This is a genomic window from Flavobacterium sp. (assembly GCF_027531705.1).
In the GTDB taxonomy this organism is placed as follows: Bacteria; Bacteroidota; Bacteroidia; order Flavobacteriales; family Flavobacteriaceae; genus Flavobacterium.
Map to the genome: position 1 here is coordinate 281,514 of NZ_JAPZSP010000018.1, position 20,040 is coordinate 301,553.

Consider the following 20,040-nt stretch of genomic DNA (forward strand, 5'->3'; position numbering starts at 1 on the left):
AATGTTATTTTTTTAAGCCGAAATGACAATTTTATAAATTTACAATTCTTATATACTAAACAAAATACTATTGCTTAAAAGCCTTCAATCCAGGAAAATAAGCTGTATCACCCAATTCTTCTTCAATTCTTAACAATTGATTGTATTTCGCCATTCTATCAGAACGTGAAGCAGAACCCGTTTTGATTTGACCACAGTTTAATGCTACCGCTAAATCAGCAATAGTATTATCTTCTGTTTCTCCAGAACGGTGTGACATTACAGATGTGTAACCTGCATTTTTAGCCATATTTACAGCCGCAATTGTTTCGGTTAAAGTTCCTATTTGGTTTACTTTTACTAAAATTGAATTGGCAATTCCTTTTTCAATTCCAGTTGCTAAACGCTCTACGTTTGTTACAAATAAATCATCACCAACTAATTGTACTTTATCGCCAATTAATTCGGTTAAATATTTCCAACCATCCCAATCGTTTTCTTGCATTCCATCTTCAATAGAAATAATTGGATATTTCGCTGCTAATTCAGCCATATATTCAGCTTGCTCTTTTGAAGTTCTGATTTTTCCAGATGGGCCTTCAAATTTTGTGTAGTCGTATTTTCCGTCAACATAAAATTCAGAAGCAGCGCAATCTAAAGCAATCATTACTTCATCACCAAATTTGTAACCCGCATTTTCAACTGCTTTTTTGATAGTATCTAAGGCGTCTTCAGTTCCACCAGCTAAGTTAGGCGCAAAACCACCTTCGTCACCAACTGCTGTTGATAAATCTCTATCGTGTAAAACTTTTTTCAAGTTGTGGAAAATTTCAGTTCCCATTTGCATTGCATGAGTAAATGAAGTTGCTTTTACAGGCATAATCATAAACTCTTGAAAAGCAATCGGAGCATCAGAGTGCGAACCACCATTGATGATATTCATCATTGGAACTGGTAAAGTATTAGCAGAAACACCACCAACGTAACGATATAATGGCAACCCTAATTCATTTGCAGCAGCTTTTGCAGCAGCTAAAGAAACGCCTAAGATAGCATTAGCTCCAAGGTTTCCTTTGTTAGCAGTTCCGTCTAAATCAATCATAATCTTATCGATAAGATTTTGCTCAAAAACAGAAGTTCCAAGTAATTCAGGAGCGATTTTTGTGTTTACATTGTCAACTGCTTTTAGAACACCTTTTCCCATGTAAGCTTTTCCACCATCACGTAATTCTACTGCTTCGTGTTCTCCAGTTGATGCTCCACTTGGCACAGCTGCACGTCCTAAAACGCCATTTTCTGTAACTACATCTACTTCAATTGTTGGATTTCCTCTTGAATCCAATATTTGTCTTGCGTGTACTTTGATTATAATACTCATTAGTTATGATTTTATTAATTTTTAATTCACTTTTTTGTCAATACCACAAATTTAAACAATCTAAAACACTCTAAATCATTACAATTAAAAAACTTATAAACGCAATCGTTTTAGTAATTGTCATTATGGTATAATTTGAAGCGGATGGCTTGGGATTTATTAGTTATCCATATTCCTGCTGTACGTTCCAATCTTAGGTTGCGGTTTTCGTTTTGCGAAAACCGCAACCTAAGGATTTCCACTTCAATCAGGGCTAAGAGAGTTTCCTTATACTTCTTGTAAACTTTTGGATTTTTGCATTGCAGCAACAAACTCATCAAACAAATAAGACGAATCATGTGGACCTGGGCTAGCTTCTGGATGATACTGAACAGAAAAACAATCTTTAGATTTCATTTTCATACCAGCCACAGTATTGTCGTTTATATGATAGTGTGTAATTTCTAAATCTTGGTGTTTTTCTAATTCTTCTCTGTTTACTGCAAATCCATGATTTTGCGAAGTAATTTCACCTTTCCCTGTCAATATATTCATAACAGGATGATTGATTCCTCTATGACCGTTAAACATTTTATATGTAGAAACTCCGTTTGCAAGGCCAATAATTTGGTGTCCAAGACAAATTCCAAAAATAGGTTTGTCTGAAGCTATCATTTGCTTGGCGGTTTCTTGCACCTGCTCCAATGGCTCTGGATCGCCTGGCCCATTAGACAAGAAATAACCATCAGGATTAAACGCTTTTAAATCATCAAAGGAAGCGTTGTATGGAAACACTTTTATGTAGCAATCTCTTTTGGCAAGGTTTCTCAAGATATTTCTTTTGATACCCAAATCTAAAGTAGCGATTTTATAAGTTGCATTTTCGTTACCAAAAAAATAAGGTTCTTTTGTTGAAACTTTTGATGCCAACTCCAAACCTTTCATATCTGGAACATTTGCTAATTGCTTTTTCAATTCATCTATTGATGTTCCATCAGTTGATATTACAGCGTTTTGTGCTCCGTTATCTCTAATATAACTTACTAAGGCTCTTGTATCAACATCGGAAATACAAACTAAATTTTGCTTTTCAAAATAATCGTAAAGGTTACTTTCAGAATCTGGTCGTGAATGGTTGAAGCTAAAGTTTTTGCAAACCAAACCAGCAATCATAATTTTTTCAGATTCTACTTCGTTTGCATTTACTCCATAATTTCCAATATGAGAATTGGTTGCTACCATTATTTGTCCAAAATAAGATGGATCAGTGAAGATTTCTTGGTAACCTGTCATTCCAGTATTGAAGCAAACTTCTCCAAAAGTAGTTCCCGAAATACCGATAGATTTTCCGTAAAAAATGGTTCCGTCTGCTAGAAGCAATATGGCTTGTGGTCGTGTTGTGTATTTCATTCGTTGTAGTTATTGTTTGTTATTGGTCTCATGGAACTTCGCTCTGCTTCGTTACATTCGTCGTAGTTAGTTGTGTTTTGCAAATTTATGATATTCGTATTTAATACTAAAGTTGTTTTATTAAAGTTTATAAACAATCAAATAGTTTGCTTTCTAGCCCCGATTGGAGTGCAAATCCTTTTCTTTTTTCTTTAAAAAGAAAAGATTGGAACGGAAAGCGGGAAATGCCATTACTAATAAAGCCCGAGCCATTCGCTTCTGATTTTTACATAGAATTTAGGCATAAAAAAAGGATAAACTCGAAAGTTTATCCTTTTTTAAATTTACTTTAGTGTTAGATAATAATTAAAAATACTTTTAATATCATTATCATTTGAAAAAGACATATCGTATTTTGCAACATAGTCCTTAACAAGTTCCTTTTTATCTTTAAGATAATTTAAAACTGTACTTTTATTTAGCTTGACTTTTTCATATTTTCCATTAATAAAAAAATAATAATTATATTTTTGTAAATATGAATCATTCTGCATTCGTTCTTGCGTAAGAGGATTGAAATCCCCTTTTTTTATATAGACTTCATAACCTTTGTATACTTTAACTTTACCCTTATTTACAATCTCAAGAAACATTCCATTCATTAAATCATCTTTAAAGAACTTATATTTATTAGAGGCATGTATAACATATTCAATATTCTCTGTATCATATTGAAAAACTGAATCTTTTGACAATGCTGTTTCTAAAGTCAAATTTTTAAGATTAAAATTAAGATTATAAAGCTTAAAAGTAGCTTGATTCTTATCTATAACAGTAAATTGACCATCCCAACTTGGAAACAAATAAACCGAACCTAGATAATCAGTTTTAGAAGATTCTGAGCTAATCCTGTTTCCTTTTTTTAAAACAATATCTTGAATATTCTGAATGCTTGAATTATTACCAATCTCGTTGTTTTGAGCATATAAAGCTGAAAAGCATAAAAAAACCGACAATAAGTTTATTAATTTTCTCATAAATTATTTTAATTATATTGCAAAGAAAACAAAAAAAAGGATAAACTCGAAAGCTTATCCTTTTTATATTTATGAAATTGAATTCATTATTCTTCAGTAGTTTCTTCAGAAGAAGTTTCTGTGGCTTTTTCTTCTGCAACTGGTGCAGTAGTTTCAGCTTTTTTAGCTTTTCCACCACGACGGCTTTTAGCTTTTTTCTCTTCTTTTTTACCACCGTTGTATAGTTCGTTGAAATCTACTAATTCGATCATTGCCATATCAGCATTATCTCCTAGACGATTTCCAACTTTAATAATACGAGTGTAACCACCTGGACGATCTCCTACTTTGGTAGCAACATCTCTGAACAAATCTGTTACAGCATATTTGCTACGTAAGTTAGCGAAAACGATACGACGGTTGTGAGTAGTATCTTGTTTTGATTTTGTAATAAGCGGCTCAACAAATTGTTTTAACGCTTTAGCTTTAGCAACAGTAGTGTTAATACGTTTGTGCTCTATAAGAGAACATGCCATATTAGCTAACATAGCTTTTCTATGTCCAGTTTGTCTGCTTAAGTGGTTGAATTTTTTTCCGTGTCTCATGACGTATTTTTTTAATCTTCATCTTGCTACAATCCGCTTTGGAGAGCAAAATATGAAGTAATTTACTCTTTATCTAATTTGTATTTTGCTAAATCCATTCCGAAGGTTAAATTTTTAACAGCTACTAGTTCGTCTAATTCTGTTAAAGATTTTTTACCGAAATTACGGAATTTCATTAAGTCATTTTTATTGAATGAAACTAAATCACCAAGTGTATCAACTTCAGCAGCTTTCAAGCAATTTAATGCTCTAACTGATAAGTCCATATCAACTAACTTAGTTTTTAGCAATTGTCTCATGTGTAATGATTCTTCATCATACGATTCAGTCTGAGCAATTTCGTCAGCCTCAAGAGTAATTCTTTCGTCAGAGAACAACATGAAGTGGTGAATCAAAACTTTAGCTGCTTCAGTCAAAGCATCTTTAGGATTGATAGAACCATCAGTTTTGATTTCAAAAACTAATTTTTCGTAATCTGTTTTTTGTTCAACACGGAAGTTTTCAATTGCATATTTTACATTTTTGACAGGTGTAAAAATTGAGTCTGTAAAAATGGTACCAATAGCTGCATTTTGTTTTTTATTCTCTTCTGCAGGAACATAACCTCTACCTTTTTCGATTGTTAATTCGAAATTTAGTTTGATTTTGCTATCTAAATTACAGATTACTAGTTCTGGATTAAGAACTTGGAAACCTGAGATAAATTTTTGAAAATCACCAGCAGTAAGTTGGTCTTTACCAGTTACAGAAATAGTAACAGATTCGTTATCGATGTCTTCAATCTGACGTTTGAAACGAACTTGTTTCAAGTTAAGAATGATTTCAGTAACATCTTCAACAACTCCTGAGATAGTAGAAAATTCGTGGTCTACACCTTCGATACGCACCGATGTGATTGCGTAACCTTCTAATGCAGAAAGCAAAACTCTTCTAAGGGCATTACCAACAGTCAATCCATAACCAGGTTCTAAAGGTCTAAATTCAAATTTACCTTCAAAATCGGTTGAATCGATCATGATAACTTTATCGGGCTTCTGAAAATTAAATATTGCCATAATTTCGACTAAGTCAATTATTATTTGTTGTACAATTCGACGATTAGTTGTTCTTTAATGTTTTCTGGAATTTGCAATCTTGCAGGAACAGAAACAAAAACACCTTCTTTAGTATCGTTGTTCCATGTAATCCATTCGTAAACATGACTAGAATTAGCTAATGAACGCTCGATAGATTCTAATGATTTAGATTTTTCACGAACGGCTACTTTATCGCCAGGTTTTAAGTGGTAAGATGGAATATTTACCAACTCACCATTTACAGTTATATGTCTGTGAGAAACGATTTGACGCGCACCTCTTCTAGAAGGAGCAATACCCATTCTGAATACTACGTTGTCAAGTCTAGCTTCACATAATTGAAGTAAGATTTCACCAGTTACACCTTTAGATGCAGCTGCTTTTTCGAATAAATTTCTGAATTGTTTTTCTAAAATTCCATAAGAATATTTAGCTTTTTGCTTTTCCATTAATTGGACAGCATATTCAGATTTTTTTCCTCTTCTTTTAGCCATCCCGTGTTGTCCAGGAGGATAATTTCTTTTTTCGAAGGCTTTGTCATCTCCGAAGATTGCTTCGCCAAATTTACGAGCGATTTTGGTTTTTGGACCAGTATATCTTGCCATTTTAAAAATTTTAAGGTAGAGATTATGAATTCAGGTCATATCCTCCGATAATCTGTATTCTACCTAGGTTATACTATTAAATAAAAATTAGACTCTTCTTCTTTTTGGAGGTCTACATCCATTGTGAGGCATTGGTGTTACGTCAATGATTTCTGTAACTTCAACTCCTGAGTTATGAAGAGAACGGATAGCAGACTCACGTCCGTTTCCTGGTCCTTTTACATACACTTTAACTTTTTTCAGTCCAGCTTCTAACGCTACTTTTGAACAATCTTCTGCTGCCATTTGAGCTGCATAAGGTGTATTCTTTTTAGAACCTCTAAAACCCATTTTTCCAGCTGACGACCAAGAGATCACTTCACCTTTCTTATTTGTTAAAGAAATAATAATGTTGTTAAAAGTGGCACTAATATGAGCTTCACCTGTAGATTCAACGATAACTTTACGTTTTTTTGTTGTTGCCTTAGCCATATTACTTATTATTTAGTTGCTTTTTTCTTGTTAGCAACAGTTTTTCTTTTACCTTTTCTCGTTCTTGAGTTATTCTTAGTTCTTTGTCCTCTTAATGGAAGACCAGATCTGTGACGAATACCTCTGTAACAACCAATATCCATCAAACGTTTGATGTTTAGTGACGTTTCAGAACGTAACTCTCCTTCAATTTTGTAATAAGAAACCGCGTCACGAATTGCTCCGATTTGGTCATCATTCCAATCTTGAACTTTAATATCTTGGCTAACTTGAGCTTTATCTAAAATCTCAATAGCTCTACTTTTTCCTATTCCGAAGATATAGGTAAGTGCTATAACACCTCTTTTGTTTTTAGGTACATCTACCCCTGCTATTCTTGCCATAATTATCCTTGTCTTTGTTTAAATCTAGGATTCTTTTTGTTGATTACGTATAATCTACCTTTTCTACGAACGATAATGCACTCGGCACTTCTCTTTTTTACTGATGCTCTTACTTTCATTTTGAATATCTTTAATATCTATAAGTAATTCTTGCTTTTGACAAATCATAAGGGCTCATTTCAAGTTTCACTTTATCACCTGGTAATAATTTGATGTAATGCATACGCATTTTTCCTGAAATATGGGCAATTACAATATGTCCATTTTCTAATTCTACACGGAACATTGCATTTGATAATGCTTCAATAATTGATCCGTCTTGTTCTATTGCTGATTGTTTAGCCATATGTTAAGCTACTGCTTTTCTATTTTTACCCGTCTTCATTAAACCATCATATTGTTTGTTTAATATGTATGAGTTTATTTGTTGAATTGTATCAATAGCAACACCAACCATAATGATTAATGATGTTCCTCCAAAAAACATTGCCCAAGATTGTTGAACCCCTAAACCTACAACTATAGCTGGTAATATAGCAATTAGTGCTAAGAAAAGAGAACCTGGGAAAGTAATTAAAGACATGATTTTATCTAAGAAATCAGAAGTTTCGATACCTGGTTTTACACCTGGAATAAATCCACTACTTCTTTTTAAATCATCAGCCATTTTGTTAGTTGGAACTGTTATAGCTGTGTAAAAGAATGTAAATACAATAATTAATAATGCAAATACAAAATTATACCAAAAACCAAACATATTACTAAAGGCACCAGCTATTGACTGAGATGTTTCTGATTTTGACAAACCAGCAACTGCAGCAGGAATAAACATAATAGCTTGAGCAAAAATGATCGGCATAACACCAGCAGAATTCAATTTTAGTGGAATCCATTGTCTGTTTCCATCTTGTTCAAATTCTCCAGAAACTGTTCTTCTAGCGTACTGAACTGGAATTCTTCTAATTGCCATAACTAATAACACACAAGCAATGATTACTAATAACCATCCTATTACTTCAAGAACTAGAATCATCGGACCACCATTATTATTAGTGATTGTTGATGTAAATTCTTGAATAAATGCTTGTGGAAGTCTAGCTAAAATCCCAACCATGATTAACAAGGAGATACCATTTCCAATTCCTTTATCTGTAATTTTTTCTCCTAACCACATTGCGAAAATCGTACCTGTTGTAAGGATCAATACTGAAGAAAATAAGAATGAGAATGAATCAAAGCCTAATATAAAAGCGTTACTTGGTAAAGTTCTATAAAGATTATAGATATAACCAGGACCTTGAACTAAAGTAATTCCGATAGTTAACCAACGTGTAATTTGATTAATTTTCTTTCTACCACTTTCTCCATCTTTTTGTAATTTTTGTAAATAAGGAATAGCAATTCCCATTAATTGAACTACAATAGATGCAGAAATATACGGCATAATTCCTAATGCAAAAACAGAAGCTTTTGAGAAAGAACCACCTGTAAACATATCAAGAATTGAACCAATACCATCCTTGGTTTGACCTGCTAAATTTGATAATTGAGTAGCATCAATACCTGGAAGAGTTACGTGAGCACCGAAACGGTAAACAACCAATAATCCAAGAGTCCAAAGAATTCTATTCTTTAACTCTTCTATCTTCCAAACATTGGCTAATGATTCAAAAAATTTCTTCATGTTACTTGAAAAATTATAATGTTACAGCTTCTCCACCAGCAGCTTCGATAGCAGCTTTTGCAGTAGCAGTGAATTTGTGAGCAGAAACTTTTAATTTCGCTTTTAATTCTCCTCTTCCTAAAATTTTAACCGTTTCATTTTTAGTTGCTAAACGATTAGAGATATAATCTGTCATATCAACAGTATCTTTAATCATTCCGTTGTCAACTAACAACTGTAATGTATCAAGATTTACACCTTCATACTCCTTACGATTAATGTTTGTAAAACCAAACTTAGGCACACGTCTTTGAAGTGGCATTTGTCCACCTTCAAATCCAATCTTTTTAGAATAACCAGAACGAGATTTTGCTCCTTTGTGACCTCTTGCAGAAGTACCACCTTTTCCAGAACCTTCACCTCTACCTAGTCTTTTATTTTGATTGTGCGTAGAACCTTCAGCAGGTTGTAAGTTACTTAAATTCATAACTATAATTGTTATTTAACTTCCTCTACGGAAACTAAGTGTTTAACTTTATTTATCATTCCAAGGATAGCAGGATTTGAATCATGCTCTACAACTTGTCCCATTTTACGAAGACCTAAAGCTTCCAAACCTCTTTTTTGAGATAAAGGGCAATTGATTTTGCTTCGTACTTGTTTTACTACTAATTTAGCCATAATTTCCTTGAATTAACCTTTAAAAACTTTTTCTAAAGAAACACCTCTTTGTTTTGCAACTGTGTAAGCGCTTCTCATTTGTAATAAAGCATCAAAAGTTGCTTTTACAACATTATGAGGATTTGAAGATCCTTGTGATTTTGATAATACATCGTGAATACCAACTGATTCAAGAACTGAACGAACAGCTCCACCAGCAATAACTCCTGTACCATGAGATGCAGGCATTAAGAATACACGTGCTCCACCAAATTTACCTTTTTGTTCGTGAGGAACAGATTGACCACTTAAAGGAATTCTAACTAGATTTTTCTTTGCATCTTCTACCGCTTTAGCGATTGCTTCAGAAACATCTTTAGATTTTCCTAGACCATGTCCAACAACTCCATTTTCATCACCTACCACTACAATTGCAGAAAAACCAAATGCTCTACCACCTTTTGTAACTTTAGTAACACGATTCACACTAACTAGACGATCTTTTAATTCAAGACCACTTGGTTTAACTAACTCTACGTTTTTGTATTTATTAGACATACTATTAGAATTTAAGTCCGGCAGCTCTTGCGCCTTCTGCTAATGATTTAATACGACCGTGGTATAAATATCCACCTCTATCAAAGGTAACATTTTCTATACCGGCTTTCACCGCTTTTTCTGCAACAAGTTTTCCAACTGCAGTTGCAACTTCAACGTTTGTACCTTTACCTACTTCTTTTTCTCTTGAAGATGCAGCTAATAAAGTTACTCCATTCACATCATCAATAAGTTGTGCGTAGATTTCTTTATTACTTCTGAATACAGAAAGTCTTGGTTTAGTAGCAGTACCACTTACAATCTTTCTAATTCTGAATTTAATTCTCTGTCTTCTTTCAGATTTTGTTAATGACATAATCTTATTTTTTAAGCTGATTTACCTGCTTTTCTTCTTAATACTTCACCTACGAATTTAACACCTTTTCCTTTGTAAGGTTCTGGTTTACGGAAACCTCTGATTTTCGCAGCCACTTGACCAACTAATTGTTTGTCAAAAGATGTTAATTTTACGATTGGGTTCTTTCCTTTTTCTGAAATAGTTTCCACTTTTACTTCTGGAGCAACCTCCAAAACTATATTGTGAGAATATCCTAAAGCTAAATCCAATTTTTGACCTTGGTTTGACGCTCTATAACCTACTCCAACTAATTCTAATTCTTTAGTAAAACCTTCTGACACACCAATAAACATGTTATTGATTAAAGATCTGTACAAACCATGTTTAGCTCTTTGATCTTTACTATCAGATGATCTTTCAACAAGAACTTGACCATCTTCAACTTTTACAGTTACATCAGAGTAATTCTGTGTAAGTTGACCTAATTTTCCTTTTACTGTAATTACAGCATCACTAACTTCTATAGTTACTCCTGCTGGAATTGCAACTGGATTTTTTCCTATTCTTGACATCTTAACTAGTCTTATTAATTAGTATACGTAACAAATAACTTCACCACCAACATTTAACTGTTTGGCTTGTTTTCCAGTCATCAAACCTTTTGATGTAGAAACAATAGCAATTCCTAATCCATTAAGGATTCTAGGAATAGAAGAAGCACCTGCGTACTTACGTAAACCTGGTTTACTAATTCTTTGGATATCCTTGATTACAGGCTCTTTAGTATCTTTATCATACTTCAAAGCGATTTTGATTGAACCCTGAACAGCGTTGTCCTCAAATTTGTAACTCAAGATATAACCTTGATCGAATAAAATTTTGGTGATTTCTTTTTTAAGATTAGAAGCTGGGATTTCAACTACTTTATGATTAGCAGCGACAGCATTTCTGATTCTTGTTAAAAAATCGGCAATTGGATCTGTATACATATGTATCAATTTGCGATTATGGTTTTCGATAAACACTCATTTACCGAACCTTTAATCAATTAAAACTCTAAATTTGTTTTTACCAGCTAGCTTTTTTAACCCCTGGAATCAATCCATTATTGGCCATTTCACGGAATGTTACACGAGAAATACCGAATTGACGCATATACCCTCTTGGTCTTCCTGTAAGTTTGCAACGATTGTGCATACGAATAGGAGAAGCATTTTTCGGTAATTTTTGCAAACCTACGAAATCTCCAGCTTCTTTCAAAGCTTTTCTTTTCTCAGCATACCTTGCTACCGTTTTTTCTCTTTTAACCTCACGGGCTTTCATTGATTCTTTAGCCATATCTTAATTCTTTTTAAAAGGTAAACCTAATTCAGCCAATAACGATTTTGCTTCTTTATCTGTTTTAGCTGTAGTAACAAAAGTTATATCCATTCCTGAAATTTTATTTACTTTATCAATATCAATTTCTGGGAAAATAATTTGTTCTAAAACTCCAAGATTGTAGTTTCCTCTTCCGTCGAAACCAGTAGCTTTGATACCACTAAAATCTCTAACACGTGGTAAAGCTGAAGTAATAAGTCTATCTAAAAACTCATACATTCTTTCACCTCTCAAAGTAACTTTTGCACCAATTGGCATTCCTTTTCTCAATTTGAAAGACGCAACGTCTTTTTTAGAGATTGTAGAAACTGCTTTTTGACCAGTAATCTTAGTCATTTCTTCAACAGCATAATCAACTAATTTCTTATCTGATACAGCTGCTCCAACACCACGGCTTAAAACGATTTTTTCCAATTTAGGAACTTGCATTACGTTTTTATAACCGAATTCTTCTTTAAGAGCAGAGATTACTCTGTTCTTATATTCTTCTTTAAGTCTAGGTATATAAGCCATCACTATAGTACTTGATTAGATTTTTTTGAAAATCTTACTTTCTTATCTCCTTCTACTTTAATTCCAACTCTAGTAGTTCCTTTTGTTTTAGGATCAATTAGAGAAATATTTGAAATATGTATTGGAGCTTCTTTCTTAACGATTCCACCTTGAGGGCTTTTTGCACTTGGTTTAGTATGTTTTGAAACCATATTTACACCTTCAACAATCGCTTTGTTCTTTTCACGATCTACTTTTAGAACTTTACCTTCAGAACCTTTATGGTCTCCAGCAATAACTCTTACGATATCTCCTGATTTTATTTTTAACTTTATCATCTTGCAACTAATTAAAGCACTTCTGGTGCTAATGATACAATTTTCATGAATTGTTTTTCACGAAGTTCTCTTGCAACTGGACCAAAAACACGAGTTCCTCTCATTTCACCAGCAGCATTCAACAAAACGCAAGCGTTATCGTCAAATCTGATGTATGAACCATCGGCTCTTCTCACTTCTTTTTTGGTACGTACAACAACTGCAGTTGAAACAGCTCCTTTTTTAACGTTACCGTTAGGAGTTGCATCTTTAATAGATACTACAATTTTATCTCCAACAGAGGCATAACGACGTTTCGTTCCTCCTAAAACACGGATAGTCAAAACTTCTTTTGCTCCTGTGTTATCTGCTACTTTTAATCTTGATTCCTGTTGTACCATAATTACTTAGCTCTTTCAATGATTTCAACTAGTCTCCAACATTTAGATTTAGATAAAGGTCTTGTTTCCATGATCTTTACAGTATCTCCAACGTTACAGTCGTTTGTTTCGTCGTGTGCAACATATTTCTTAGTTTTCAACACGAACTTACCGTATAATGGGTGTTTTACTCTACGCACTTCAGCTACAACAATAGATTTATCCATTTTGTCGCTGGTTACAACACCAATTCTTTCTTTTCTTAAATTTCTTTTTTCTTCCATTTTTCAGCAGAATACAATTATTGTAACTCTCTTTTGCTTAGCTCTGTAGCTAATCTTGCAACTGTTCTTCTAACACTTCTAATTTGAAGTGGATTGGCAATTGGTGAAATAGCGTGAGCCATTTTTAGGTCGGCATATGTTTTCTTAGTCTGGCTAAGTTTTTCTTGCAACTCCGCTGCAGAAAGATCTTTTATTTCTGATTGTTTCATAATATAATATAGATTATGCTTCGAAATCTCTAGCAATGACGAACTTTGTTTTTACTGGAAGTTTTTGAGCTGCAAGACGTAAAGCCTCTTTTGCAACTGACAATGGAACTCCACCAACTTCAAACATTATTCTTCCTGGTTTAACAACAGCAGCCCAATATTCGACTGCTCCTTTACCTTTACCCATACGTACTTCAAGAGGTTTCTTGGTGATTGGTTTATCTGGGAAAATTTTGATCCATAATTGACCTTCTCTCTTCATGTAACGAGTTGCAGCGATACGTGCAGCTTCGATTTGACGAGAAGTTAGGAACATACCATCTTCATGAACAGATTTAATACCAAACATTCCATTAGAAAGTTCATGCCCTCTTTGAGAGTTTCCTTTCATTTTACCTTTCTGTACCTTACGGTATTTTGTTCTTTTAGGCTGTAACATTTTTCTTTAATTTAAAAATTTACTTTCTTTTACGAGCGTCAGGTTTACCACCTTTGTTAAAAGGCTTTCTATCTCCTCTTGGAGAATCGCCACCTTTACCACCACCTGTACCAGATTGTTTTTTATCCATTCCAACAAGCGGAGAAAGATCTCTCTTTCCGTAAACTTCACCTTTCATGATCCATACTTTGATTCCCATTCTACCGTAAGTAGTGTGAGCTTCAGCAAGAGCATAATCGATATCAGCTCTGAAAGTTGATAGAGGAATTCTTCCTTCTTTGAAACCTTCAGAACGTGCCATTTCAGCACCATTCAAACGACCAGAAATTAAAACTTTAATTCCTTCTGCATTCATTCTCATAGATGCAGCGATTGCCATTTTGATTGCTCTTCTGTATGAGATACGGCTTTCAATTTGACGACAGATGCTAGTCGCAACTAGATAAGCATCTAACTCAGGTCTTTTGATTTCAAAGATGTTAATTTGAACCTCTTTGTCAGTAATTTTCTTAAGTTCTTCTTTTAACTTGTCTACCTCTTGCCCACCTTTCCCGATAATGATACCAGGTCTAGCAGTAGTGATAGTAACGGTTACAAGCTTCAAAGTTCTCTCGATGATTACTTTTGATACACTAGCTTTTGATAAACGAGCATGAATATACTTTCTGATTTTATAATCTTCAGCGATTTTGTCGCCATAATCATTTCCACCATACCAGTTAGAGTCCCATCCTCTGATGATACCAAGTCTATTTCCAATTGGATTTGTCTTTTGTCCCATCTTATTGTTTGCTTTGTGTGTTATCTAATTGTCCTAACACGATTGTAACGTGATTAGAACGTTTTCTAATTCTGTGTGCTCTTCCTTGTGGAGCTGGACGAAGTCTTTTCAACATCATACCACCATCAACACGGATCTCTTTAATAAATAAAGCTGCTTCTTCCATACTAGCATCTGGGTTTTTTGCTTGCCAGTTGGCAATAACAGATAAAACCAATTTTTCTAGTTTTCTTGAAGCCTCTTTAGAACTAAATCTTAAAATATTTAGTGCTCTTTCAACCTTCTGACCTCTTACCAAGTCCGCTACTAAGCGCATTTTTCTAGGTGAAGTAGGGCAGTTATTCAATTTCGCGAAAGCAATAGACTTATTAGCCTCTTTTCTCGCATCTGCTGTTTCTCTTTTACGAACTCCCATTGCTTCTTATTTTTTACCTTTATTTTTTGCTCCAGCATGACCTCTAAAAGATCTAGTTGGTGAAAACTCTCCTAATTTATGACCTACCATGTTTTCTGTTACGTAAACTGGTACAAACTGACGACCGTTATGAACTGCGATAGTTTGTCCAACAAAATCTGGAGTAATCATTGAAGCTCTCGACCATGTCTTAACAACTCCTTTATTACCTTTCTCAATATTTTCTTGAACTTTTTTATCTAATTTATAGTGTACAAAAGGTCCTTTTTTTAATGAACGTGCCATATCTTACTTATTTCTTTCTACGTTCTATAATATACTTACTACTCGGATTTTTCTTAGAACGGGTTCTATAACCTTTAGCAGGTATTCCGTTTCTAGAACGTGGATGTCCACCAGAAGAACGACCTTCACCACCACCCATTGGGTGATCGACAGGGTTCATTGCCACAGGTCTAGTTCTTGGTCTTCTACCCAACCATCTAGTTCTACCTGCTTTACCAGATACAATTAATTGATGATCAGAGTTAGATACTGCTCCAATTGTTGCAGAACAAGTTAACAAGATTAATCTAGTTTCACCTGAAGGCATTTTGATTGTTGCATATTTACCATCTCTTGCCATTAACTGAGCGAATGTACCAGCAGAACGAGCAATAACTGCTCCTTGACCTGGACGTAACTCAATACAAGAAATTACAGTTCCTAATGGAATTTTACTCAATGGTAATGAATTACCAATTTCAGGTTGCGCATCTGCACCAGAAACTAATTTCTGACCAACTTGCATACCATTTTGAGCAATTACATATGTTTTTTCACCATCAGCATAAGCTAATAAAGCGATAAAAGCTGTACGATTTGGATCGTATTCAATTGATTTCACAGTAGCTGGAATCCCATCTTTTGCTTTTTTGAAATCAATCACACGATATCTTTGCTTGTGACCACCGCCTGTATAACGCATGGTCATTTTTCCTTGACTATTTCTACCTCCTGAGTTTTTTATCGGCGCTAACAAAGAGCGTTCCGGCTTATCAGTTGTAATAGCGTCAAAACTATTCACAACTCTAAATCGCTGACCCGGGGTAATAGGTTTTAATTTTCTTACTGACATCTTTTTATATTAGATATTGTTGTAAAAATCTATTGTTTCTCCTTCTTGTACTTGTACAATTGCTTTTTTGTAAGCATTTGACTTTCCACTGATTAGACCACTTTTAGTGTATTTTGTAGTTCTATCTGGTCTTACATTCATGGTATTAACACTAAGAATAGTCACTCCATAAGCAGCTTCAACAGCTTTCTTAATTTGTACTTTATTAGCTTTTTTGTTAACCACAAATCCAAAGCGATTCAAAACTTCACTTTCTTTGGTTACTTTTTCAGTTACTATAGGTTTAATTATGATACTCATATCCTATTATTTGCTTAAATTTTCTTCAATTCCGTCTAAAGAACCTTCTAATAACACTAAATTATTAGCGTTTAATATAGCATAAGTGCTTAATTCTGAATTAGTTACTACGCTAGACGCCTTTAAATTGCGTGAGGACAAATATACATTTTTATTTGAATCACCCAACACGAATAAAGATTTTTTATTTTCTAAACCTAAAGCTTTTAAAACTGAGATGAAACTTTTAGTGTTTGGCGTTTCAAAATTGAAATCTTCTACCACTATTAAATTTGAATCTTTTGCTTTTAAAGATAATGCTGATCTTCTTGCTAAACGTTTCAAGTTTTTATTCAATTTGAATGAATAACTTCTTGGTCTAGGTCCGAATACAGTACCACCACCTTTGAACAATGGGTTTTTAGCACTACCTGCACGAGCAGTTCCAGTTCCTTTTTGCTTTTTAATCTTACGAGTACTTCCAGCAACTTCAGCTCTTTCTTTAGCTTTGTGAGTACCTTGTCTTTGATTTGCTAAATATTGTTTAACATCAAGATATACTGCGTGATTATTTGGCTCTATACCGAATACTGAATCAGAAAGTTGAACTTTTCTTCCAGTATCTTTTCCGTTTTTATCTAAAACTTTTACTTCCATTACTTCTGAATGATTACATAAGAGTTGTTACACCCAGGAACACATCCTTTAATAACAAGTAAGTTCTTTTCAGAAACTACTTTTAAAACTCTAAGATTTTGTACTTTTACATTATCTCCTCCCATTCTTCCAGCCATACGCATTCCTTTGAATACTCTAGATGGATAAGAAGAAGCTCCAACAGATCCTGGCGCTCTTAAACGGTTATGTTGACCATGTGTAGCTTGTCCAACACCACCAAAACCGTGACGTTTTACAACACCTTGAAAACCTTTACCTTTAGACACACCTTGTACATCTACAAACTCTCCTTCTTCAAAAATAGAAACATCGATAACATCTCCTAATTTTTGTTCCGTTTCAAAACCTTGAAATTCAACGACTTTTTTCTTAGCAACAGTTCCAGCTTTTTTAAAGTGACCAACAGCCGCTTTAGTGGAGTGTTTCTCGTTTTTGTCATCGAAACCAAGTTGCAACGCTTCATACCCGTCGACCTCATTGGTTCTGACTTGGGTAACAACGCATGGCCCAGCTTCAATAACAGTACAAGGAATGTTTTTCCCGTTTTCGTCAAAGATGCTAGTCATGCCAATTTTTCTTCCGATTAACCCAGACATAAATATTAATTATTAATTATTAAAAAATAGTGATTAGACATTAGTAAATAGTGATTAGCCGAAACCAATCACTATTCTTATTGTTTAATTACTGAAAATTATACTTTGATTTCTACTTCAACACCACTTGGCAACTCTAATTTCATTAGAGCATCAATGGTTTTAGAAGAAGATGAGTAAATGTCAATCAATCTTTTGTATGACATTACTTCAAATTGTTCTCTCGCTTTTTTGTTAACGTGAGGAGAACGTAGCACAGTAAAAAGTTTTTTATGAGTTGGCAACGGAATTGGACCTGTTACCACTGCTCCAGTGCTTTTTACAGTTTTTACAATCTTTTCTGCTGATTTATCAACCAACATGTGATCATAAGATTTTAATTTTATTCTGATTTTTTGACTCATTTTCTTAAAAATTAAGCGTTACCTTTTGCTTTTTTGATTACCTCTTCAGAGATATTAGAAGGAGTTTCTGCATAGTGAGAAAATTCCATAGTTGAAGTTGCTCTACCAGAAGACAATGTTCTCAATGTTGTAACATATCCAAACATTTCTGACAAAGGCACATCAGCTTTAATGGTTTTTGCTCCAGCTCTATCACCCATGTCATTAACTTGACCTCTACGACGGTTAATATCACCAACGATATCTCCCATGTTTTCTTCAGGTGTAATAACTTCCATTTTCATGATAGGTTCCAAAACGATTGCACCAGCAGCTTTTGCTACTTCTTTATACCCCATTCTTGCAGCAAGTTCAAAAGAAAGTGCATCAGAATCCACAGGGTGGAAAGATCCATCTGTTAAAGTTACTTTCAAACTATCAACTTGGTAACCTGCTAAAGGTCCAGTTTTCATAGCTTCACGGAAACCTTTCTCTACAGAAGGAATATACTCTTTAGGTACGTTACCACCTTTTACAGCATTAACAAACTGTAATCCTACAGGAACTTTACCATCAACTTCGTCTGCTGGTCCTAATGTAAATACGATATCACCGAATTTACCACGACCTCCAGATTGTTTTTTGTAAGTTTCTCTGTGTGTAGCAGTTCTTGTGAAAGCTTCTTTGTACTCAACTTGAGGCTCACCTTGGTTTACTTCAACTTTGAATTCACGTTTCATTCTATCTACAAGAATATCTAAGTGAAGCTCACCCATTCCTGAAATAATAGTTTGACCAGAAGCCTCATCAGTTCTAACTGTAAAAGTTGGATCTTCTTCAGCTAATTTAGCCAAAGCCATACCCATTTTATCAACATCTGCTTTAGTTTTAGGCTCAATTGCGATACCAATTACTGGCGCTGGGAATTTCATAGATTCAAGGATAATTGGGTGTTTTTCATCACACAATGTATCTCCTGTTTTAATATCTTTAAATCCAACTGCTGCTCCAATATCTCCAGCTTCGATATATTCGATTGGATTTTGTTTGTTAGCGTGCATTTGGTAGATACGAGAAATTCTTTCTTTACTTCCAGAACGAGTATTCAATACATATGAACCTGCATCTAAACGACCTGAATAAGCACGGAAGAAAGCTAAACGACCTACGAATGGGTCAGTAGCAATTTTAAATGCTAAAGCTGCGAATGGCTCTTTAACATCTGGCTTACGTAATATTTTAGTTTGATCTTCTTCTAAAAGTTCAGCATCATCAGGATGAATACCTTCGATACCATCTTTATCCATTGGAGATGGCAAGTATTTACATACTGCATCTAACATGAATTGAACCCCTTTATTTTTGAAAGAAGAACCAGCAATCATTGGAATAATTGCCATATCCATAACAGCTGCTCTCAATGCTACATTGATTTCTTCTTCTGTGATAGACTCAGGATCTTCCATGTACTTATCTAATAAGTTCTCGTCATAATCTGCGACAGCTTCAATAAGTATATCTCTGTATTCTTTTACTTCTGCTAACATATCTGCAGGAATATCAACAACTTCATAAGTCGCACCCATTCCAGCATCATCCCAAACGATAGCTTGGTTTTTTACTAAATCAACTACACCTTTGAAATCATTTTCTTCACCAATTGGCAAAGTGATAGCAACAGCATTAGATTTTAACATGTCGCGAACTTGTTGACAAACCATCAAAAAGTTTGAACCTTGTCTATCCATTTTATTAACAAAACCGATACGAGGCACACGGTATTGATCAGCTAGTCTCCAGTTAGTTTCTGATTGAGGCTCAACACCATCAACAGCACTAAATAAGAAAACCAAACCATCAAGTACACGTAACGAACGGTTTACCTCTACAGTAAAGTCAACGTGTCCAGGAGTATCAATAATATTAAAGTGATAAGGTAACGTTTCAGGTAAAAGTTTACCTTGATTAGTTGGGAAATTCCATTCACAAGTTGTAGCTGCAGAAGTAATTGTAATACCTCTTTCTTGCTCTTGTGCCATCCAGTCCATTGTTGCAGCACCATCGTGTACTTCTCCAATTTTGTGTGATTTTCCAGTGTAGAATAATATACGCTCAGTCGTTGTTGTTTTACCAGCATCAATGTGAGCAGCAATTCCGATATTTCTTGTATATTTAAGTTCTCTTGCCATTT

33 protein-coding genes are annotated in these 20,040 nt (G+C 34.3%); all 33 read right to left on the reverse strand.

Annotation, left to right across the window (positions count from 1 at the left end; genetic code table 11):
* Positions 1–67 precede the first annotated feature (67 nt).
* The gene (eno, locus tag O9267_RS07030; protein ID WP_298177540.1) at positions 68–1,357 is read right to left on the reverse strand and encodes a phosphopyruvate hydratase; all 1,290 of its coding nucleotides are present in this window, start codon (positions 1,355–1,357) and stop codon (positions 68–70) included.
* 267 nt (positions 1,358–1,624) lie between these two features.
* Positions 1,625–2,746: a glutamine-hydrolyzing carbamoyl-phosphate synthase small subunit gene (gene carA / locus O9267_RS07035; RefSeq protein WP_298177543.1), complete on the reverse strand. Its 1,122-nt coding sequence runs from the start codon at positions 2,744–2,746 to the stop codon at positions 1,625–1,627.
* Positions 2,747–3,069: 323 nt separating this feature from the next.
* Positions 3,070–3,762: a hypothetical protein gene (locus O9267_RS07040; RefSeq protein ID WP_298177545.1), complete on the reverse strand. Its 693-nt coding sequence runs from the start codon at positions 3,760–3,762 to the stop codon at positions 3,070–3,072.
* A gap of 86 nt (positions 3,763–3,848) precedes the next feature.
* Positions 3,849–4,346 (reverse strand): 50S ribosomal protein L17, encoded by a 498-nt coding sequence (rplQ, locus tag O9267_RS07045; RefSeq protein WP_298177547.1) that lies wholly within the window; start codon positions 4,344–4,346, stop codon positions 3,849–3,851.
* A 62-nt stretch (positions 4,347–4,408) separates the two neighbouring features.
* Positions 4,409–5,401 (reverse strand): DNA-directed RNA polymerase subunit alpha, encoded by a 993-nt coding sequence (locus tag O9267_RS07050; RefSeq protein ID WP_298177549.1) that lies wholly within the window; start codon positions 5,399–5,401, stop codon positions 4,409–4,411.
* A gap of 20 nt (positions 5,402–5,421) precedes the next feature.
* Positions 5,422–6,027 (reverse strand): 30S ribosomal protein S4, encoded by a 606-nt coding sequence (rpsD, locus tag O9267_RS07055; RefSeq protein WP_298177551.1) that lies wholly within the window; start codon positions 6,025–6,027, stop codon positions 5,422–5,424.
* Positions 6,028–6,114: 87 nt separating this feature from the next.
* Positions 6,115–6,498 carry a 30S ribosomal protein S11 gene (rpsK, locus tag O9267_RS07060; protein ID WP_298177553.1) on the reverse strand — a complete coding sequence of 128 codons (384 nt, stop codon included), beginning with the start codon at positions 6,496–6,498 and terminating at the stop codon, positions 6,115–6,117.
* A gap of 8 nt (positions 6,499–6,506) precedes the next feature.
* Positions 6,507–6,881, reverse strand: coding sequence for a 30S ribosomal protein S13 (rpsM, locus tag O9267_RS07065; RefSeq protein WP_298177555.1), 375 nt, complete (start codon positions 6,879–6,881; stop codon positions 6,507–6,509).
* A 2-nt stretch (positions 6,882–6,883) separates the two neighbouring features.
* The gene (gene ykgO / locus O9267_RS07070) at positions 6,884–7,000 is read right to left on the reverse strand and encodes a type B 50S ribosomal protein L36 (RefSeq protein WP_002987490.1); all 117 of its coding nucleotides are present in this window, start codon (positions 6,998–7,000) and stop codon (positions 6,884–6,886) included.
* Between the two features lie 11 nt (positions 7,001–7,011).
* A complete protein-coding gene (infA, locus tag O9267_RS07075) occupies positions 7,012–7,227 on the reverse strand; it encodes a translation initiation factor IF-1 (RefSeq protein WP_007136545.1) in 216 nt (71 codons plus the stop codon).
* A gap of 3 nt (positions 7,228–7,230) precedes the next feature.
* Positions 7,231–8,565 carry a preprotein translocase subunit SecY gene (secY, locus tag O9267_RS07080; RefSeq protein WP_298177557.1) on the reverse strand — a complete coding sequence of 445 codons (1,335 nt, stop codon included), beginning with the start codon at positions 8,563–8,565 and terminating at the stop codon, positions 7,231–7,233.
* A gap of 13 nt (positions 8,566–8,578) precedes the next feature.
* Positions 8,579–9,031: a 50S ribosomal protein L15 gene (rplO, locus tag O9267_RS07085; protein WP_298177559.1), complete on the reverse strand. Its 453-nt coding sequence runs from the start codon at positions 9,029–9,031 to the stop codon at positions 8,579–8,581.
* 11 nt (positions 9,032–9,042) lie between these two features.
* The gene (gene rpmD / locus O9267_RS07090) at positions 9,043–9,225 is read right to left on the reverse strand and encodes a 50S ribosomal protein L30 (protein WP_229323194.1); all 183 of its coding nucleotides are present in this window, start codon (positions 9,223–9,225) and stop codon (positions 9,043–9,045) included.
* 12 nt (positions 9,226–9,237) lie between these two features.
* A complete protein-coding gene (rpsE, locus tag O9267_RS07095; RefSeq protein WP_298177567.1) occupies positions 9,238–9,762 on the reverse strand; it encodes a 30S ribosomal protein S5 in 525 nt (174 codons plus the stop codon).
* A gap of 4 nt (positions 9,763–9,766) precedes the next feature.
* Positions 9,767–10,117, reverse strand: coding sequence for a 50S ribosomal protein L18 (rplR, locus tag O9267_RS07100; protein WP_298177568.1), 351 nt, complete (start codon positions 10,115–10,117; stop codon positions 9,767–9,769).
* A gap of 11 nt (positions 10,118–10,128) precedes the next feature.
* The gene (gene rplF / locus O9267_RS07105) at positions 10,129–10,671 is read right to left on the reverse strand and encodes a 50S ribosomal protein L6 (protein ID WP_298177569.1); all 543 of its coding nucleotides are present in this window, start codon (positions 10,669–10,671) and stop codon (positions 10,129–10,131) included.
* 18 nt (positions 10,672–10,689) lie between these two features.
* On the reverse strand, positions 10,690–11,088 hold the full coding sequence (rpsH, locus tag O9267_RS07110; protein WP_298177571.1) for a 30S ribosomal protein S8: 399 nt from the start codon (positions 11,086–11,088) through the stop codon (positions 10,690–10,692).
* Between the two features lie 79 nt (positions 11,089–11,167).
* Entirely contained in the window at positions 11,168–11,437 is a 270-nt protein-coding gene (gene rpsN / locus O9267_RS07115) for a 30S ribosomal protein S14 (RefSeq protein WP_298177572.1), read from the reverse strand.
* Between the two features lie 3 nt (positions 11,438–11,440).
* Positions 11,441–11,992 carry a 50S ribosomal protein L5 gene (rplE, locus tag O9267_RS07120; RefSeq protein ID WP_298177573.1) on the reverse strand — a complete coding sequence of 184 codons (552 nt, stop codon included), beginning with the start codon at positions 11,990–11,992 and terminating at the stop codon, positions 11,441–11,443.
* Between the two features lie 2 nt (positions 11,993–11,994).
* Entirely contained in the window at positions 11,995–12,309 is a 315-nt protein-coding gene (gene rplX / locus O9267_RS07125) for a 50S ribosomal protein L24 (protein WP_298177574.1), read from the reverse strand.
* Between the two features lie 11 nt (positions 12,310–12,320).
* On the reverse strand, positions 12,321–12,689 hold the full coding sequence (gene rplN, locus O9267_RS07130) for a 50S ribosomal protein L14 (protein ID WP_007803649.1): 369 nt from the start codon (positions 12,687–12,689) through the stop codon (positions 12,321–12,323).
* A gap of 2 nt (positions 12,690–12,691) precedes the next feature.
* Positions 12,692–12,952, reverse strand: a complete 261-nt coding sequence (gene rpsQ / locus O9267_RS07135) for a 30S ribosomal protein S17 (protein ID WP_298177575.1) — start codon at positions 12,950–12,952, stop codon at positions 12,692–12,694.
* Positions 12,953–12,969: 17 nt separating this feature from the next.
* Entirely contained in the window at positions 12,970–13,161 is a 192-nt protein-coding gene (gene rpmC / locus O9267_RS07140; protein WP_298177576.1) for a 50S ribosomal protein L29, read from the reverse strand.
* A 13-nt stretch (positions 13,162–13,174) separates the two neighbouring features.
* On the reverse strand, positions 13,175–13,600 hold the full coding sequence (rplP, locus tag O9267_RS07145; protein ID WP_077377761.1) for a 50S ribosomal protein L16: 426 nt from the start codon (positions 13,598–13,600) through the stop codon (positions 13,175–13,177).
* A 19-nt stretch (positions 13,601–13,619) separates the two neighbouring features.
* Complete coding sequence (gene rpsC, locus O9267_RS07150) at positions 13,620–14,381, reverse strand: 30S ribosomal protein S3 (protein ID WP_298177582.1); 762 nt, start codon at positions 14,379–14,381, stop codon at positions 13,620–13,622.
* Position 14,382: 1 nt separating this feature from the next.
* Positions 14,383–14,796, reverse strand: coding sequence for a 50S ribosomal protein L22 (rplV, locus tag O9267_RS07155; protein WP_298177584.1), 414 nt, complete (start codon positions 14,794–14,796; stop codon positions 14,383–14,385).
* Between the two features lie 6 nt (positions 14,797–14,802).
* Positions 14,803–15,081 (reverse strand): 30S ribosomal protein S19, encoded by a 279-nt coding sequence (gene rpsS / locus O9267_RS07160; protein ID WP_014085019.1) that lies wholly within the window; start codon positions 15,079–15,081, stop codon positions 14,803–14,805.
* Between the two features lie 7 nt (positions 15,082–15,088).
* Complete coding sequence (gene rplB, locus O9267_RS07165; protein WP_298177587.1) at positions 15,089–15,913, reverse strand: 50S ribosomal protein L2; 825 nt, start codon at positions 15,911–15,913, stop codon at positions 15,089–15,091.
* A gap of 9 nt (positions 15,914–15,922) precedes the next feature.
* Entirely contained in the window at positions 15,923–16,213 is a 291-nt protein-coding gene (gene rplW / locus O9267_RS07170; RefSeq protein WP_298177589.1) for a 50S ribosomal protein L23, read from the reverse strand.
* Between the two features lie 6 nt (positions 16,214–16,219).
* Positions 16,220–16,849, reverse strand: a complete 630-nt coding sequence (gene rplD / locus O9267_RS07175; protein WP_298177591.1) for a 50S ribosomal protein L4 — start codon at positions 16,847–16,849, stop codon at positions 16,220–16,222.
* The gene (gene rplC / locus O9267_RS07180; protein WP_298177593.1) at positions 16,849–17,466 is read right to left on the reverse strand and encodes a 50S ribosomal protein L3; all 618 of its coding nucleotides are present in this window, start codon (positions 17,464–17,466) and stop codon (positions 16,849–16,851) included. Before rplC ends, rplD begins: the two co-directional genes overlap by 1 nt.
* A gap of 98 nt (positions 17,467–17,564) precedes the next feature.
* Positions 17,565–17,870: a 30S ribosomal protein S10 gene (gene rpsJ, locus O9267_RS07185; protein WP_011963470.1), complete on the reverse strand. Its 306-nt coding sequence runs from the start codon at positions 17,868–17,870 to the stop codon at positions 17,565–17,567.
* 11 nt (positions 17,871–17,881) lie between these two features.
* Positions 17,882–20,038 (reverse strand): elongation factor G, encoded by a 2,157-nt coding sequence (gene fusA / locus O9267_RS07190; RefSeq protein ID WP_298177599.1) that lies wholly within the window; start codon positions 20,036–20,038, stop codon positions 17,882–17,884.
* Between the last annotated feature and the right edge of the window lie 2 nt (positions 20,039–20,040).